Below are 15614 nucleotides of genomic sequence, written 5' to 3' on the forward strand. Positions count from 1 at the left end.
ATAAAAGCAATTGAGTTGCTAATGGAAGGAACAATGTGAAGCACAGTGGGTCCAATTGGTCACAAAGCTTTCTCCATCTCATATTGCTCAATATAAACGTTAAGACCTATTCTTCCAAGGAATCGGATAGATTCGGCATCTCGTTTGTCTACATTGTTAACGGTAACGGTCGAATGCCTCTTTCCAATCCACTGAAATAAAGAATATCCGTATCCCTGGTTTCTTTTTTCGTGCAGGACGCCGAACTGAAGAACCGCCCCATTGGCCGATTTAACGACAGCATACCCATACACCTTGTTATCTTCCCTGATCGTGATTACATCGTATAAATGCGGATTACGTAAAATAGCGTGAACGGATTGTTCCCAGGAGGGTTCAAAATTCCAATAAGAATGCGCCGATTTCCAATCGAATTCATCCGGACGAACAACAATGATGGATTCGTGTCGATGGTCGGCTGGAAGGTTTAAATCTACACAGCCTTTCAAGCAAACCAGTTCTCTTTTGATTTGAAAGCCTAAAGCGCTATACGCTTTAATCGCTTTTTCATTCGTTTGGATTACTTCAAGCAAACATTTTTGCACATGATGTTCTTTAAGAATGGGAAAAGCATGATGATAGATTTGGCCGACAAGCCTTCTCCCTCTGTATAGAGGAACAACTCCTGTAGCGGAATTGTAGGCTGTTTTTTCGCCGTTTCGGTCGCCGATGCCATGCATAATAAAGGCAATCTGCTTATCTTGATCAAAGGCGCCGAACGACAAATGGTAATTGACCCCAGCACCTGCAAATTTATCAGCTAAATAATCTGCAGATACGTGAAATGGAATGATGTAGTCGGAGAAGGCTTCATTAAAGCAAGTCGCAAACTTTTGTAACTTAATATCTTCAAGACTTTTGATGATCATGTTACTCACCTCTTATCATTTTAGCATGATACGAACAGTAGCAGTATCCGCCGCTGAAAGCTCTCGTTTTATCTATGAACTCCGCGACATCTGCGCCAATCTGTGTACCAGCGGGATGAACCAGCCCGTCAATTCAGAAAAGGCAAACCCAGCTTCCCGCGCGTGCCGATTATCCATAAACCAATGTCCCGGCACACCAAATGGCGAATGATTCTCCTCGGTAGGCGGTACGATGATCGCTGCCCGGCCGACAGCCTCCTCTACTACTTCTACAATACGGGCGAGAGACAACTCCCCGTTGGAGCACGCATTGACAGGTCCCGCACCGGGATGATCTTTCAACCAGTATAGAACTGAAGCTGCTTCATCCGAATCAATAAACGACATTTTCGCCTCCCGGTTCGGGATGCCAATCGGCTCCCCTCGCCGCACCCGTTCCACATGAAAATGAAGCCGCCGCGTATAATCATCCTCGCCGAGCACAATCGGGAAACGAACGGCATAGACCGGGATATCCGCTTGCTGGAAAAAAACCGCTTCTGCCTGCCGCTTCGCTTCGCCATAGTCCATCTCAGCAGTTGTTTCAGCTGCGACCGGATAGTCATACGGATCGAAGCCCTGCTCCGCCTGAGCGTGATTCGCCCATGGATACACCGACAACGACGACGTAAAAACATATTGCTTCACCTTGCCGGCAAAAAGCTCACATGCCATCTGTGCTTCCTGCACCGTAAAGCAAATATTGTCATAGACGACATCCCATACCTCGTCCCCGATCGCTGCTTGCAGCGAATCGCGATTGCTGCGATCGGCCCGGACACGCACCACCCGATCACCAAACGGATCTGGCGCGGCACCCCGTGTTACAATCGTAACCTCATCGCCATTGTCGATCAGCTTCTGTACTAACCGCTTCCCGAAATACCTCGTCCCGCCCAAAACGATAATTTTCACTTTGCTCCCTCCACCTCTTCGTATCATCTATACAATACAATATCTATTATGATAACGAACGAGATAAGCCAAAAGATACGCAGTTCGCCTGCTTACAGAAAAGCCGCACACGCCCTTCTGCGCATGCGGCCTTGCCACACTCCAACCAATAGCATTCTACGATCCTAGATCTACAGCCTTGTATCATCCACTTCATTCAGCCATCGTTCGATTACACCGATAACCGATGCTACACATCCGTCCTCAAATGGCGAGATAAGGCCGGCTACAGAGACTAGTCCCGTAAATGACTGACTGCCGCCGGAACGGCACAGCTTCAAGTAGTCAGACCATGCCGCTTTGTAATCTTCGTTCATGCGCTTCCAGAATTGGAAGGCACAAATTTGCGCCAATGTGTAATCAATATAGTAGAATGGAGAGCCGAAAATATGTCCCTGCTTATGCCAGAACCCGCCGCGTTCCAAATAATCGCAGCCTTCATAATTGCGGTGCGGCAAATATTTGCGCTCAATCTCGCGCCAAGCCGCGCGCCGCTCCGCTGGCGTCGCCTCCGGATGCTCATAGACAAAATGCTGGAATTCATCGACCGATACGCCATAGGGCAAAAAGAGCAACGCAGACGACAAATGATCAAATTTATATTTCTCCGTCTCCTCTTCAAAGAACAGCGTCATCCACGGCCACGTAAAAAACTCCATACTCATGGAATGAATCTCGGCAGCTTCCAAAGTCGGCCAGTTATATTCCGGCACTTTGAAATGTCTGCTCTCATAAACTTGGAAAGCATGTCCCGCTTCATGCGTCAGGACATCGATATCGCCCGAAGTGCCGTTGAAGTTCGAGAAAATAAACGGCGCGCCGAACTGGCTCAAATAATCGCAGTACCCCCCGCTTTGCTTGCCCTTCTTGCTGACGAGATCCATCAGCTCATTTTCAACCATAAACGTAAAAAATTCATTCATTTCCAGAGACAATTCTGCATACATCTTTGCGCCATTGGCAATAATCCAGTCCGGATCGCCCTTTGGCGTCGCATTTCCACTCTTGAAGCTAAGCCCTTCATCATAAAAACGAAGCGTATCGACACCGATCCGGTTGCGTTGGCGCTCGCGCAGCCGGGTCGCAAGCGGCACGATATGGTCGAGCACCTGCTGGCGGAAATTCGCAACCATCTTCGCATTATAATCCGTGCGGTTCAGCCGCGCATAAGCCAGCTCCAAGAAGTTCGTATAGCCCAACTTCTTCGCCATCTTCGTGCGAACCTTCACCAGATCATCATAGATACGGTCAAATTCCGCTTCATGTTCCGCCATAAATTGATAATACGCCTCAGAAGCGCACCGTCTCATCTCCCGATCCGCAGACTGCGCGAACGGAGCCAATTGCGCCAGTGTGCGTTCCTCGCCTTCGAACTGAATTTTAGCGGATGCAATCAGCTTATTGTACGCTGTCGTCAGCTTGTTCTCCTGTTGGAGATCTTCAATAATATCCGGGTGGAACGTCTTCACCGCCAGTTCAGCCAGTTGGAACAATTGGACGCCCCATTTTTGCTCCAGCTCCGCACGGAATTTCGAACCGGTCAACGCCCGGTAATAATCAGTTATGTATTCTTGAAATACCGGAGCAACTTCATCGACATAATCCTGCTCCGCCTTGTAAAACTCATCATTCGTATCAATAGAATGACGTATGGAGGCAAGCTGGCATTGCGTGTCGAAATGACTGCGCAGCTTATTGATCGCTTCCATGGCACGATCTTGCTCCTCCAGAGTCGCCGCTGCCGTGAATGTGTGCAGATGCTCCTTGAATTGCTTGCCTAGCTGTTCGATATTCGGACGTTCATAACGAAATTCGCTAAATTTCATGCCTTTCACACCTTTCAACGATAATTTTGCTCTCCTTTATTGTACAAAGACACCTCCAAGGTTGTCTCTATATCTTACAACATAGGAACATTCTCTTGAAGGTGTTTAGATTGTAACACGTTATGGTCTTAACGGACAGTCCAATGCCAAATCAATGCTTGCTTTTCAACTTTTTTCACAAAATCGTTTTTTCCGTCCCCATACCCCTCTATGTCATTTGGATATTTTTTTGCCAGTTCTCTTTTTAATTCACCATACTCCTGCGAAATTTCAGGATGATGGCAAAGAAAGTCTCTAAAGGATAGATGGCGCTCGATTTCTTGGACGTTATCATACTGGAAAGCGTGAATTTGATGTGTTCGGTTGTCTCCTCCTTTACGGAAGTATCTTCTGCCACTAATACCGAACTCGCCCATCACTTCGTAGCCAAGCTTTTCAAATTGTATGGTGTAATGATCCAATGCATTGATGTCATTCACTACAAGCAAGATATCAATAATGGGTTTCGCTTGCAGGCCAGGAACGGAAGTACTGCCAATGTGAAAGCTATTCACTAATTCACCTTTGAGAATCTCTTTAATTTCGCTTTCTTCCTTTAGATACTCTTCCTTCCAATAAGGATTGTGTTCCACAACAGTGATATTCATAGATTCACCTCTTTTCGCATTCAATATTTTCACCTTGCAACCAAATGAGGGCATTACATCAATGTACAAAATTTGGGCCATTGTGTCAATGAAATTGCATTTTACTTTATCGCACGAGCTAGTAACAACAAAACAAATGAGATGTGAATCATCACCAAAGTCCATAACCAGGTGAGAACCATCTCATTCGATTCTACAGCCCCATAAATTGCGGTTGGTATCGTTTGCGTTCTGCCCGGAATGTTTCCGGCAACCATTAACGTGGCGCCAAATTCACCAAGCGCCCGTGCAAAACCGAGTATGTAAGCTGTAATTAAAGAGGGCTTAGCTAGCGGCAATGTAATCGAAAAGAGGACCTGCCATTCGTTTGCCCCATCCAGCCAGGCCGCCTCTTCATGTTCGAGTGAGACGTTTGAAAATCCGGTTTTGATCGACTGGTAGACAAGCGGAAAAGTTACAACGATTGCAGCAATCACCGCAGCAGCCCAGGAGAAGATAATCGGCTGACCCGTTATCCATTCGAATGCCTTTCCTATCCAACTTCTGCGACCTAGCAAAACTAATAGAAGAAATCCTACAACGGTCGGCGGAAGAACAAGAGGCATCATAATGGTTGTTTCGAGAAATATTTTCCCAATAAATTTATGTCTAACCATCCAATACGAAATGATAATGCCTAGTGCTAACGAAACCGTACTTGCTATCAGACTTACCTTCAACGAAAGCAAAAGCGGCTCTGCAAATAAACTCCAATTTAACGCGCAGCACATCCTTTACCCTGCCGGACGGAAGCCGTATTTTTGAAAAATACTTTGCGCTTCGGTGTCTAAAAGGAATTCGTAAAAAGCCTGGGCTTGCTTTGTATGCTTCGTATCTTTGGCTGTTCCTACATAATAAAGAATTGGGCTATAAGCCGCTTGATCCACAATGTACGCCATCTTAACTTTATCTGAAGACAAAGCATCTGTTTTATATACAAACCCAGCATCGGCATTTCCGGTTTCAACGTACGCTAACACTTGGCGCACATTATTACCAAATACGGCTTTATCTTTAAGAGCGTCCCATTGTTGTGAAAAACGCAATGCTTCTTCGGCATATGTGCCTGCAGGAACGATACGAGGTTCACCAAGCGCAACGTGTTTGAATGAATCCCGTAATAGATCTTGAATATGCTCAATGCGATTTGTGCTTTCTGCTGGCACCACGACGACAAGTTCATTACCCAATAACGCCGATTGCCGATTGATATCAATCAGGTCTTGATCGACCAGCAACTTCATGTTTTTCTCGTCGGCTGACAGGAACAAGTCCACTGCTGCTCCCTGTTCGATTTGCTGGCGAAGTGCGCCGGAAGCCCCGAAATTAAAGTGGATTTTAACCTTGGGCTGCTTCTTCTCGAACACCGTTTTAATCTCCTCCAAGCTGTCAGATAAGCTAACTGCTGCCGAAACAAGCAGATCTGTTTTGTCGGAAGCTGATTGGTTGGCCGCTCTAATCTCCTTAATTATTTCGTTTCCGATAAGTGCCACCGCGATTATCATAACTAATAAGAAAAATAAAGGACGTCCGAATCGTTTGAACACGACATTCACTCCCGTTCATGCTCTGGCGTTTACAATAAACTATGCTAAATCGTATGTAGGGTATGTTATAGAGGTCATATTTAAATTTTCTCCATAATACTGTTATTAACGAAAGGGTCAACCATGTTACCGAGCCGGAAGACTGTTGTCTTAGGAAACGGAGGGAAACTCGATGGATGAGCGATATTCGCGGCAACAGAAGTTCAAACCGATAGGTCAACATGGTCAACGTCTGCTGGAGAAAGCTACAGTTGCAGTTATCGGCTGCGGAGCCCTCGGTTCCGCTATCGCGGAAATGCTCGTACGTGCGGGTATAGGCCATCTTCATCTCGTGGATAGGGACGTTGTCGAAATCTCCAATTTGCAACGGCAACAACTTTTCTGTGAACGACAAGCCAGGGAAACAATGCCGAAAGTGGTGGCTGCAGAACAACGATTGCGCGAAATCCGGTCGGATGTGCAGTTGACGATTACGATTGATCATGCAGACGGTACGCACATTGAACATCTGGCAAGACAGTGCGACCTGCTCATGGACGCGACAGATAATTTTGAAACGAGGATCATGATTAATGACGCGGCATATAAATACCGCCGACCGTGGGTTTATGGCGCATGTGTTGGCAGCACCGGCGTTGTATTCCCCTTTGTCCCCGGTTCTTCCGCATGTTTGCGTTGTTTGTTGCCCTCCCTCCCAGCCGTTAACGAAACATGCGACATGGCCGGTATTATCGGATCAGCAGTTCAAATGACAGCCGCTTTGCAGTGTACGGAGGCATTGAAATGGTTAACTGGCAATAAGGATGCTTTAATCCGTAAGGTTCATCATTTTGACTTATGGAGCCATACACGAATTGATTCGGGTTTAACAAGGATAAAACGTTTGAATTGTCCGACATGCGGAGATTCGCCGACTTTCGAATCCTTGTCGCCGATAAGAAAAACGCAAATTGAGATGCTTTGCGGACAGAATACCGTACAAGTGATCCCCGGCAATAGTCGGACAATTGATTTTGATGAAGCAGAAAGGACTGGAAGACTTGCAAATATTTCCGTTCGGCGCACGCCATATTTTGTTGAAATGCACATAAAGGAGTATCGCATGATTTTATTTTCCAACGGACGACTACTTATTCATGGATTGAATGATGTTCATCAAGGAAGAAAGCTCTACCACCAGCTTTTCGGTTAGCGCACTTTTCGACGAAGTTAAAAAGAACTTTCGCTGTCTATACGCAAATAATCACCGTTTTTGCCTCCGGTTTTACTGACTAACAGGGTCGGTCCGATTATGATTTCTTTTCCGGCAGCCTTGCACATATCGTAAATCGTCAATGCGGAGACAGCCGCTGCGGTAAGAGCTTCCATCTCAACGCCCGTGGGACCTTTTGTTTTCACTTCGGACCTGATGTAAATGATGTAACGGTCCTGCTTTTCGTCAACCTCCCAACGGAATTCAATGTTCGAACCGGTAAGCAGGATTGGATGGCACATCGGAATGAACTGCGCCGTATTTTTGGCAGCCATAATCCCGGCAACTTGTGCGACAGCAAATACATCCCCCTTTTTGTTGGTTCCATCCATAAGTTGACGATAGATATGGGCATTCACCATGACTTGAGACTGTGCTGCCGCTGTGCGTACTGATTCATTCTTGAAGCTAATATCGACCATTGTTGCCCGTCCCTGTTCGTTAAAATGGCTAAATCCAGTCATCGTGATCATCCTCTTTTTTAAATTATCCGTTCCCAATATAAACCTATGCCGAAGGAGTGCGCGACATGGCAAAAAGCAGAATTGCTATTTCCGTAACGGAGGCGGTGGATCTTGTAATGGCCCATGTAAAACACTTCGAGGCGGAATCAGTCCTTCTTCCGCACAGCTATGGACGGATTTTGGCCGAACCGGTTATCGCCAGACATGATGTCCCGCCTTTTCACCGGGCTCTTTATGACGGTTTTGCCATACGTTCGCAGGATTCGGCAGAAGCGGATGAAAACCGTAAGATTTTGTTTCGCGTGGTTGATCATATCGGTGCGGGAGATATCGCTGGCAGAGCATTATCTCACGGCGAAGCGGTGCGCATCATGACCGGGGCAGCGATGCCTCCTTATGCCGATGCCGTTGTCATGCTGGAACAGGCAGAAATCCTGGAAGCGGGTCACTCCTTTGCGGTTCGCAAGGCGTTCAACGCGATGGAGAATGTATCACCTCAAGGCGAAGACGTCAAAGCAGAAGAGTTGGTAATCGAATCGGGCCGTTTCATTCATCCCGGAACGGTTGCACTGTTGGCTACATTCGGTTACACCGACGTAAAAGCAGCAAAAAAACCCGTTGTCGGGGTCATCTGCACGGGGTCAGAACTGTTAGAAGTATATGAACCGTTAAGTCCCGGTAAAATTCGTAATAGCAACGGACCGATGGTGAGCGCGCAATTAGCCAGAATTGGGATTCATTCACGAATCTATAAACAGACGAAGGATGATCTTGGCATCTGTCTGGATTTAATTCAAACCGCGTTATCTGAATCAGATTGTATCATCACGACAGGCGGGGTATCGGTAGGAGATTATGATTATTTGCCGGCAATCTACGAGCGGCTGGGAGCAAAAGTATTGTTCAATAAAGTAGCAATGCGTCCGGGAAGTGTGACTACAGTTGCCGTGCTGGGCGAGCAGTTTTTGTTTGGCTTATCCGGCAATCCTTCAGCTTGTTACATCGGATTTGAGGTATTTGTCAGGCCGGCTCTGCTAAAGATGATGGGATGCCATAGACCATTTTTGCCATATACCCAGGCCGTATTAACGGAGGATTTCGTTAACCCCAATATGTTTACACGATTTATTCGTGCGATCTATCAGTTCGACGGTACACTGGCAACGATCACTCCAGCGGGATTTAATCAATCCAATGCCGTGAGTTCAATCGCTCGAGGCAATGCGATGATGATTTTGCCAGGCGGTACGGATAAACACGCAAAAGGAACTTATGTTGGCGTCTTATTACTCGGGATAGAGGAAGGCGCAAAAGAATGGAGGATCTGAATCTCATAGGGAGGAGCGTTCTAGATGGGAAGATATGAAATTGTAGAGGACCCTATTTGTATCCAACCCTATATCGATGCTGTGTTACACCCTGGTGCGGGTGCGGTGACTGTATTTACAGGTCATGTTCGCGAGTGGACACACGGTAAGCGGACACACTGTCTTTCTTATGAAGCTTATATTCCGATGGCGGAAAGAAAATTGGCCGAAATCGGCGCTGAGATTGAGACAAAGTGGCCTGGGACAATTGCAGCGATCGCCCACCGCACTGGTGATCTGCAGATTTCGGACATTGCCGTAGTCATTGCTGTTTCTGCGCCTCACCGCAAAGCGGCTTACGAAGCCAACGAGTATGCCATAGAAAGAATCAAAAAAACAGTACCGATTTGGAAAAAAGAAAGACCGGCTGACAATGAAACTATAGACTACAAATAAGGGAGTGCATTTACTTGATTACGCTTCGTTATTTCGCAAGTTTGAAGGAGATTACCGGGAAAGAGCAGGAAAGCATTCCATTAATCTCGACGACCGTACGGGAATTGTGTGAATGGGCCGCGCTGACTTACGACAACTTTCCGAGCAGATCAGGGTCCATCCATGTGGCGGTAAACGAAGAATATGCTCTGCCCGAAGATGAGATTGTGTCGGGTGATGTAGTTGCTTTCATTCCGCCTGTAAGCGGGGGATAACAAGTATGTTAAGGAAAGTGAAGCAGCGATGATCCAGCCAGTAAAAGATAGTCTTCATAGACTTATGCGCGACTTGAGGATATCTGTCACCGATCGTTGCAATTTTCGCTGTACGTATTGTATGCCGAAGGAGATTTATCATGATAATCACGCTTTCTTCAAGAAGCAGGAGCTGCTGTCGTATGAGGAAATCCGCCGATTGGCGGAATTGTTTGTGTCCCTGGGCGTAAAAAAAGTCAGGCTGACGGGCGGAGAACCCCTTTTGCGAAAAAATCTTAACGAACTTGTCAGGCAAATTGTTTCCATCAAAGGAGTGGAAGATATTGCGTTGACAACCAACGGATTGCTGCTGCATCAACAAGGCCAGGAACTTTTTAAAGCGGGATTGAGAAGAATCAATATTAGTCTGGATGCCTTAAATCCGGAAATATTTGGCCAAATGAACGGCAGAGGGTTCGATCCTGCACAGATTCTGGATAATATCGATTACGCAACGCAACTTGGTTTTGAAATTAAAGTGAACATGGTGATACAAAGACACATCAACGTTAAAGAGATCATTCCGATGACAACCTATTTTAAAGATCGCAATTTAACGATTCGGCTGATTGAGTTTATGGATGTTGGCAATGACAATGGATGGGATTCCAAGCAAGTTGTTACGAAAAAGGAACTGCTGCAACTGCTGCAGAAAGTGTATGAACTTGAACCGGTGGAACCGGCATATCTTGGGGAAGTCGCTCAATATTACCGTTATAATCAAAGCGCGGCTAAAATCGGTTTTATCAGTTCGATTTCTGAACCTTTCTGTTCCGCATGTACACGGGCAAGACTGTCGGCAGAGGGAAAACTATTTACCTGTCTTTTCGCTTCGGACGGGTTTGATTTACGTTCGATGTTGCGCGGCGGAGCATCAAATGAAGAATTGCTGGAAGCGATACAACGGGTGTGGACGGAGCGAAACGATCGCTATTCAGATGAACGCAGCACCCACAATACAGAACAGCGGAAGAAAATCGGTATGTCCTACATCGGGGGATAAAATTCAGCAAAAATAGGCTATTGACATCCAGAGTCGAAAGCCTATTTTTCACTTCGTCGGTCATTGAGCACCGCGCGGTATCCAACCAGTTAGCAGAGCTCCACCTTCCGAATGGTTACCTGCGGCAAGCTCACCTCCGTGTCGCCTGACAATTCTTTGAGAAATGGTTAAGCCTAATCCGCTGCCTCCAGTTGAACGACTTCTGGATGCTTCCCCGCGATATAGCGGTTCAAAGACGCGCTGCAGTTCTTCCGAAGAGAACCCCGGCCCTGTATCATGTATCGTAAACTTTACTTTATTGCCATCTTTATAACATTGAACAACAATTTCGCCACCTATGGGTGTGTGTCTGACGGCATTATCCAAAAGATTGTTCATGGATCGTTCCAATAAGTCCAGGTCGCCGCTAATGATGCAACCGTCTGTACAATGGTTTGAGATAGAGATGTGTTTTTGCCGAGCTAGCGGACTCAGACTTTCAATAGACTTTAGGAGTATGAATTTAAGATCAACAGTCTTATCGTTAAGTTTCGTCTCCACATACTCCATCTTTGTAAAGGTGAAAAGGTCCTCTACCAGCCGATCCAATTGTGCCGATTTTTCCTTACAAACTGCCAAATATTTCGTTATTTTCTCCGGTGATTGAGCAATCCCTTGTTCCAGACCATCCAAATAACCTCGTAAAGCAAACAACGGTGTCCGTAAATCATGCGCGACAGCTGCAATCACGAATCGGCGTTCTTCTTCCAATTCCACTTGTTTCTGATAAGACTTTTGAAGTCCATTCACCATAACTTCAAATCCATCGCGTACTTCGGCAATTTCTGTGATCCTGGACATGGGTAACTGCACATCCCAATCTCCTGCCGCAATTTGTCTGGCTGCTAAACTCATCCTTTCGAGGGGCTTAAGAAGGAACCTTCGCATTCCCACACCAATAATAAAGAATGCTAGTAATAATCCAGCAAATATCGAAATCATTTGAACCGTATTCGACTTCGGCAAATAAATGACAACTTTCCCAAGTAAATGACCGTCCTCTATGACGGAGAACCGTTCAGTTGATGACAAAGCGCCCCGGCGCCCCGGGTTAGACCGATAAATATCTTCATCTGACGCAGTTAGAATAGCCACGTCCATCTTCGCTTTCTGTAATTGGATATGCAATTGGTTTTGCCAATTGGGGTCCATCCATTTGTCCGTATTGGTTTCGATCAGGTGGATCGTCTCGGACAAATGTCTTTGCAAAGTTTCATTTTGCGAATGGCTTTTTGCAAAGCTTAACGTTTTGGTTTCCATGAAGTGAGCGGCAACAAAGAAGAGCCATGGCAATGACAGAATGAAGAAGAAGCAAAGCAAAGTAAACGTACGAATGCGAAGTGTCTTCATCTTATCCTCCCTCGAAGCGATACCCTACTCCCCATACGTTGATCAGGTATTGCGGATGGTTCGGATCGGATTCAATTTTCTCGCGAAGCCGACCGAGATGGACCCGAATCGTATGCTTATCGCCCACCCCATCCCAAAATTTTGCAAGTAATTGTTCATAGGAGAAAACATGTCTGGGGTGTTCAACAAACAATCGCAGCAACTCATATTCCTTAGGAGTGAGCACTACGTTTTTCCCCTCCACTACCAATTCTCTTGCCGACAGATTGAACTGGAAGCGTCCATAATCCAAGATTCTTTCATTCATTTGCTGCTGGGAAACGGAACGCCGCAATACAGCTTTTACCCTGGCAACAATCTCTCCAGGTGAAGCGGTTTTGACGATATAGTCATCGCCGCCAAGCGTCAGCCCGCGAATCTTATCCACATCATCGCTGCGCGCACTCAAGAATAGGATCGGGACGTTGCTCTCCTTCCGAATCTGACGACATAACTCAAATCCATTTTGTCCCGGCATCATGATGTCAAGCACTATGCAATGTATGGAATTCTGCTCAAACAATGCCCATGCTTCAGAGGTGTCACAAGCAGTTAATACTTTAAAATTTTCGTTCTCCAAAAAGTCCCTCAATAGTTCAACGATACTTTGGTCATCGTCTACAACGAGTATCGTATTTAATAGGCTCATGATCATCCCACCTTCACATCCAGTTTATCATTTTTTCTGCAAAAACAAACGAAACTCTATGTTTTGTGATGAATTGTTTATTGTTTTGTGACCTTTTAACAACTTCATTTGAGATATTCGTTTGTTATGATTCTATTGCAAAGACGAACATCATCATAGGAATGACACATGATGTACTTAGGATAAGGGGGATTTATTTAATGTTAACGGCTCAAATCGCACTTTTTGATGGTTTCGATCTTCTGGATGCTATTGCACCCTATGAGGTTTTTTGCGCCGCTGCAATGAATGCCGACAACGCGTTAAAGGTAGAATTTGTCACCGCGGAAGGGCCGAGGTCCGTGACTAGCGGCATCAACGGATTAAAAATTGAAGCGAACGGTAGACTGGATCCAGAACGTGCAGGCATCATTCTCGTGCCTGGTGCGTCCGGTGAGGTCGAAGGAGATGGTCCTGACTCCATCCCGGCTATTCTGGGTCGAGCCATGAATACAGAATTGACGGGTTTGATTGGACAGGCACTCGGGCAAAAAGACATCGTAATCGCTACGGTATGCGGCGGTTCTCTGATTCTCGCTATGGGAGGATTGCTGGAAGGCAGACCGGCGGTAACGAACCATCTGGGCATGGATTTACTTGGAGCAACCGGGGCCATTCCTATCCCGGCACGTATCGTGGATGACGGTAACCTGGTTACCGGCGGCGGCGTAACTTCCGGTCTCGATGTAGCACTGTATTTGGTGGAACGTGAGCTTGGACCGCGGATCGCGCACGCGGTTGAACGATTGTTCGAATTTGAACGGAGGGGAACGGTGTGGAGAAAAACAGGAATGGCTCCTGGCAGTAATAAATCATCAAGGGGCGGCGAACCGAACATCGTGGCAGACACAGTGACGAGGAATTACGGCGCCATAGATAACAAAATCGCACAGGCATCTATCTTCGACGGGGATTGGGATACGACAATCGCTACACCAGTTGGGAAAATGGAGGTCAAGCTTTCGATATCGACAAGTGATAGTATGATCAAAGGAACAGCAACACAAGGTGATGAAACGGTCGAATTTATGGACCCTGTGCTTCAGAGCAATAAGCTTACCTGGTCGCTTCGAATCACGAAGCCAATGCGCTTAAATCTGAAATTCGAAGTTGCAGCCGACGGAGATCAAATGACCGGAATCGCCAAAGCCGGTATACTGCCGGCATCCAAATTAACAGGAAAACGGATCTTCTAAAGCGGCATTGTTTAGTGATATTAATATGGAATTGCGGGTGTTTTGATCACATGAAGAAACGAAAAAAAACGTTATACGGTCTTTTGACCTGTGTAAGCATTCTATTTATCCTGTACGCCTTGGTGAAAAATTACATGATTGATCCCGGAGCCGAAGGATTTTTAAGCCATAAAACCGGACTCAAGCGTCAGCTTAATCTCCCCGTCTGGCTGAATGTAATGTACGTTCATGTTGCATTTGCATGTATGGCCATGGCGTCGGGGCTGCTCAACTTTTCTACTCGTCTTTTTGAAAAAAGCCGTAAGCTTCATCGCATCAACGGCTACGTTTATTTCGTGTCCGTACTTCTTGTCGTGGTGACTTCCGGATATATGGCGCCTTACGCCACCGGAGGAAAAATTAGCAGTATGGGGTTTAATGTGCTAAATATTGTATGGCCGCTTATAACCATTATGGCGCTCGTACAAATTAAAAAGAAACGGATCATTCAGCACAGGAACTGGATGATCCGAAGTTACGCCTTCTGTTTTACGAATATGTTGATTCATCTCATCTCCTCCCTTTTTCATCAGGGATTCGGTCTCATTTACGTTACCAGCTATACAATTGGCGTTTACGCCTCCCTTGTGCTGTTGCTGGTTATACCTAACGTCATTATTAGAACGATCGGTCAATCCAGGTAGGCTTCGCCGTTTTCATTTATCCCGTTCGATTCCCCAATCCAACACGTCGAGCCCCCCGAAACCTATTTTGGCTTCAATTGACGAACCCTCCGGCGAAGCCACTTTCTTTAGTTTAAAAAATCCTCCTTGATCCTCTACCGGGGAGATACCGGGCGGCAGCAGTAGATCCACACCGCCGAAGCCGCAATGAACTTTGATTCGCTCCGTTCCGCGCAGTTCCGTCCAGCCGAGCGTAGCGCTGCCGAGCGAAACATGGATATCGGCCGTGCCATGCAGCTCATTCAGCGATACGTCGCCGCCGCGCAGGCGAATGGTTACGCGCTCGGAATGTGTGATGCCGCTGACTTCGCCGAACTTTCCGCGAATGTTCACCTCTCCCGTACCACCGCTCAGGATCACGACGCCGGCCCAGAACGAAATATTGACCTTCGTATGCTCCGGTACGCGAATTTCAATAAGAATCTTTAGCTTTTGACCCGATCGGAAATACGAGCCGAGGTTACGCCCCTCCACGACCAAAGTATTACCCTCTCGTTCGACCCGCTGTGGAAGAAGGTGCCCTTCTCCCGCAGCGGTTACAGAAACATCGGTTTCCGCATCAAAGCGAATGAGTACATTTCCTAATGTTTGTACATCGATACGCAACTCTTCCAAGCCAGCGGCAGGAAAAGATTTTGCTATTAGCGGGTCGCGGATCTCCCCGATCGGGAATTGCTGCAAAGACTTCGGAATAAGCAACGGCATATGGGTGGCCTCCTGTTGATCATGGCTTTTTCTTTATTATAAAAGGCCATGGAACTGAAGACATTGAGCGCAAGGTTGATTTTTATCTCCTTCTGAGGTCGGAGAAAGTTCCTCTTACGAGCATCTCCTTTGAAATCACC

At 46.5% G+C, this 15614-nt stretch carries 17 protein-coding genes; 7 read left to right on the top strand and 10 right to left on the bottom strand.

The genetic code is table 11. The features are described 5' to 3' along the window. Positions 1-59: 59 nt before the first annotated feature. The 6 genes from ACFQ0N_RS14825 to modA form a co-directional block, all read right to left on the bottom strand. On the bottom strand, positions 60-908 hold the full coding sequence (locus ACFQ0N_RS14825) for a GNAT family N-acetyltransferase (protein ID WP_379327358.1): 849 nt from the start codon (positions 906-908) through the stop codon (positions 60-62). Positions 909-980: 72 nt separating this feature from the next. Next, positions 981-1862 carry an NAD-dependent epimerase/dehydratase family protein gene (locus ACFQ0N_RS14830; RefSeq protein ID WP_379327360.1) on the bottom strand — a complete coding sequence of 294 codons (882 nt, stop codon included), beginning with the start codon at positions 1860-1862 and terminating at the stop codon, positions 981-983. A gap of 170 nt (positions 1863-2032) precedes the next feature. Next, positions 2033-3727 carry a M3 family oligoendopeptidase gene (locus ACFQ0N_RS14835; protein ID WP_379327983.1) on the bottom strand — a complete coding sequence of 565 codons (1695 nt, stop codon included), beginning with the start codon at positions 3725-3727 and terminating at the stop codon, positions 2033-2035. 128 nt (positions 3728-3855) lie between these two features. Then, on the bottom strand, positions 3856-4374 hold the full coding sequence (locus tag ACFQ0N_RS14840) for a GrpB family protein (RefSeq protein ID WP_379327362.1): 519 nt from the start codon (positions 4372-4374) through the stop codon (positions 3856-3858). 101 nt (positions 4375-4475) lie between these two features. Then, a complete protein-coding gene (modB, locus tag ACFQ0N_RS14845; RefSeq protein WP_379327364.1) occupies positions 4476-5144 on the bottom strand; it encodes a molybdate ABC transporter permease subunit in 669 nt (222 codons plus the stop codon). Between the two features lie 3 nt (positions 5145-5147). After that, the gene (gene modA, locus ACFQ0N_RS14850; protein WP_379327366.1) at positions 5148-5960 is read right to left on the bottom strand and encodes a molybdate ABC transporter substrate-binding protein; all 813 of its coding nucleotides are present in this window, start codon (positions 5958-5960) and stop codon (positions 5148-5150) included. 172 nt (positions 5961-6132) lie between these two features. Between modA and ACFQ0N_RS14855 the strand changes: the two genes are divergently transcribed. Beyond that, positions 6133-7152 (top strand): ThiF family adenylyltransferase, encoded by a 1020-nt coding sequence (locus ACFQ0N_RS14855; RefSeq protein WP_379327368.1) that lies wholly within the window; start codon positions 6133-6135, stop codon positions 7150-7152. Between the two features lie 17 nt (positions 7153-7169). Here the strand turns inward: ACFQ0N_RS14855 and moaC are convergent, their stop codons facing one another. Continuing rightward, positions 7170-7676: a cyclic pyranopterin monophosphate synthase MoaC gene (gene moaC / locus ACFQ0N_RS14860; RefSeq protein WP_379327370.1), complete on the bottom strand. Its 507-nt coding sequence runs from the start codon at positions 7674-7676 to the stop codon at positions 7170-7172. 65 nt (positions 7677-7741) lie between these two features. Between moaC and ACFQ0N_RS14865 the strand changes: the two genes are divergently transcribed. The 4 genes from ACFQ0N_RS14865 to moaA are packed head-to-tail and all read left to right on the top strand — an operon-like array spanning position 7742 to position 10735. After that, positions 7742-9004 (top strand): molybdopterin molybdotransferase MoeA, encoded by a 1263-nt coding sequence (locus ACFQ0N_RS14865; RefSeq protein WP_379327372.1) that lies wholly within the window; start codon positions 7742-7744, stop codon positions 9002-9004. A 24-nt stretch (positions 9005-9028) separates the two neighbouring features. Continuing rightward, positions 9029-9439, top strand: coding sequence for a molybdenum cofactor biosynthesis protein MoaE (locus ACFQ0N_RS14870; protein WP_379327374.1), 411 nt, complete (start codon positions 9029-9031; stop codon positions 9437-9439). Positions 9440-9453: 14 nt separating this feature from the next. Continuing rightward, positions 9454-9693, top strand: coding sequence for a molybdopterin converting factor subunit 1 (moaD, locus tag ACFQ0N_RS14875; RefSeq protein WP_379327376.1), 240 nt, complete (start codon positions 9454-9456; stop codon positions 9691-9693). A gap of 28 nt (positions 9694-9721) precedes the next feature. Further along, on the top strand, positions 9722-10735 hold the full coding sequence (gene moaA / locus ACFQ0N_RS14880) for a GTP 3',8-cyclase MoaA (RefSeq protein WP_379327378.1): 1014 nt from the start codon (positions 9722-9724) through the stop codon (positions 10733-10735). 60 nt (positions 10736-10795) lie between these two features. Here moaA and ACFQ0N_RS14885 read toward each other — a convergent pair whose 3' ends face one another. Beyond that, positions 10796-12124: a sensor histidine kinase gene (locus ACFQ0N_RS14885; RefSeq protein WP_379327380.1), complete on the bottom strand. Its 1329-nt coding sequence runs from the start codon at positions 12122-12124 to the stop codon at positions 10796-10798. A gap of 1 nt (position 12125) precedes the next feature. After that, positions 12126-12812 (bottom strand): response regulator transcription factor, encoded by a 687-nt coding sequence (locus ACFQ0N_RS14890; protein ID WP_379327985.1) that lies wholly within the window; start codon positions 12810-12812, stop codon positions 12126-12128. A 200-nt stretch (positions 12813-13012) separates the two neighbouring features. On the opposite strand from ACFQ0N_RS14890, the gene ACFQ0N_RS14895 reads away from it, so the two are divergent. Continuing rightward, the gene (locus ACFQ0N_RS14895; RefSeq protein WP_379327382.1) at positions 13013-14047 is read left to right on the top strand and encodes a DJ-1/PfpI family protein; all 1035 of its coding nucleotides are present in this window, start codon (positions 13013-13015) and stop codon (positions 14045-14047) included. Positions 14048-14097: 50 nt separating this feature from the next. Then, positions 14098-14730 (top strand): DUF2306 domain-containing protein, encoded by a 633-nt coding sequence (locus ACFQ0N_RS14900; protein WP_379327384.1) that lies wholly within the window; start codon positions 14098-14100, stop codon positions 14728-14730. A 12-nt stretch (positions 14731-14742) separates the two neighbouring features. Here ACFQ0N_RS14900 and ACFQ0N_RS14905 read toward each other — a convergent pair whose 3' ends face one another. Then, positions 14743-15474 carry a hypothetical protein gene (locus ACFQ0N_RS14905; RefSeq protein ID WP_379327386.1) on the bottom strand — a complete coding sequence of 244 codons (732 nt, stop codon included), beginning with the start codon at positions 15472-15474 and terminating at the stop codon, positions 14743-14745. Positions 15475-15614 lie beyond the last annotated feature (140 nt).

Source organism: Paenibacillus sp. GCM10027626, assembly GCF_042676285.1.
GTDB lineage: Bacteria > Bacillota > Bacilli > Paenibacillales > Paenibacillaceae > Paenibacillus_Z.

What these genes read in the sequence shown, in the direction of transcription:
- ACFQ0N_RS14840 (WP_379327362.1), bottom strand. Translation starts at nt 4,374, where the DNA reads ATGAATATCACTGTTGTGGAACACAATCCTTATTGGAAGGAAGAGTAT.
- moaA (WP_379327378.1), top strand. Translation starts at nt 9,722, where the DNA reads ATGATCCAGCCAGTAAAAGATAGTCTTCATAGACTTATGCGCGACTTG.
- ACFQ0N_RS14885 (WP_379327380.1), bottom strand. Translation starts at nt 12,124, where the DNA reads ATGAAGACACTTCGCATTCGTACGTTTACTTTGCTTTGCTTCTTCTTC.
- ACFQ0N_RS14895 (WP_379327382.1), top strand. Translation starts at nt 13,013, where the DNA reads ATGTTAACGGCTCAAATCGCACTTTTTGATGGTTTCGATCTTCTGGAT.
- ACFQ0N_RS14870 (WP_379327374.1), top strand. Translation starts at nt 9,029, where the DNA reads ATGGGAAGATATGAAATTGTAGAGGACCCTATTTGTATCCAACCCTAT.
- ACFQ0N_RS14865 (WP_379327372.1), top strand. Translation starts at nt 7,742, where the DNA reads ATGGCAAAAAGCAGAATTGCTATTTCCGTAACGGAGGCGGTGGATCTT.
- ACFQ0N_RS14900 (WP_379327384.1), top strand. Translation starts at nt 14,098, where the DNA reads ATGAAGAAACGAAAAAAAACGTTATACGGTCTTTTGACCTGTGTAAGC.
- ACFQ0N_RS14825 (WP_379327358.1), bottom strand. Translation starts at nt 908, where the DNA reads ATGATCATCAAAAGTCTTGAAGATATTAAGTTACAAAAGTTTGCGACT.
- modB (WP_379327364.1), bottom strand. Translation starts at nt 5,144, where the DNA reads ATGTGCTGCGCGTTAAATTGGAGTTTATTTGCAGAGCCGCTTTTGCTT.
- ACFQ0N_RS14890 (WP_379327985.1), bottom strand. Translation starts at nt 12,812, where the DNA reads ATGAGCCTATTAAATACGATACTCGTTGTAGACGATGACCAAAGTATC.
- ACFQ0N_RS14835 (WP_379327983.1), bottom strand. Translation starts at nt 3,727, where the DNA reads ATGAAATTTAGCGAATTTCGTTATGAACGTCCGAATATCGAACAGCTA.
- ACFQ0N_RS14855 (WP_379327368.1), top strand. Translation starts at nt 6,133, where the DNA reads ATGGATGAGCGATATTCGCGGCAACAGAAGTTCAAACCGATAGGTCAA.
- moaC (WP_379327370.1), bottom strand. Translation starts at nt 7,676, where the DNA reads ATGACTGGATTTAGCCATTTTAACGAACAGGGACGGGCAACAATGGTC.
- ACFQ0N_RS14905 (WP_379327386.1), bottom strand. Translation starts at nt 15,474, where the DNA reads ATGCCGTTGCTTATTCCGAAGTCTTTGCAGCAATTCCCGATCGGGGAG.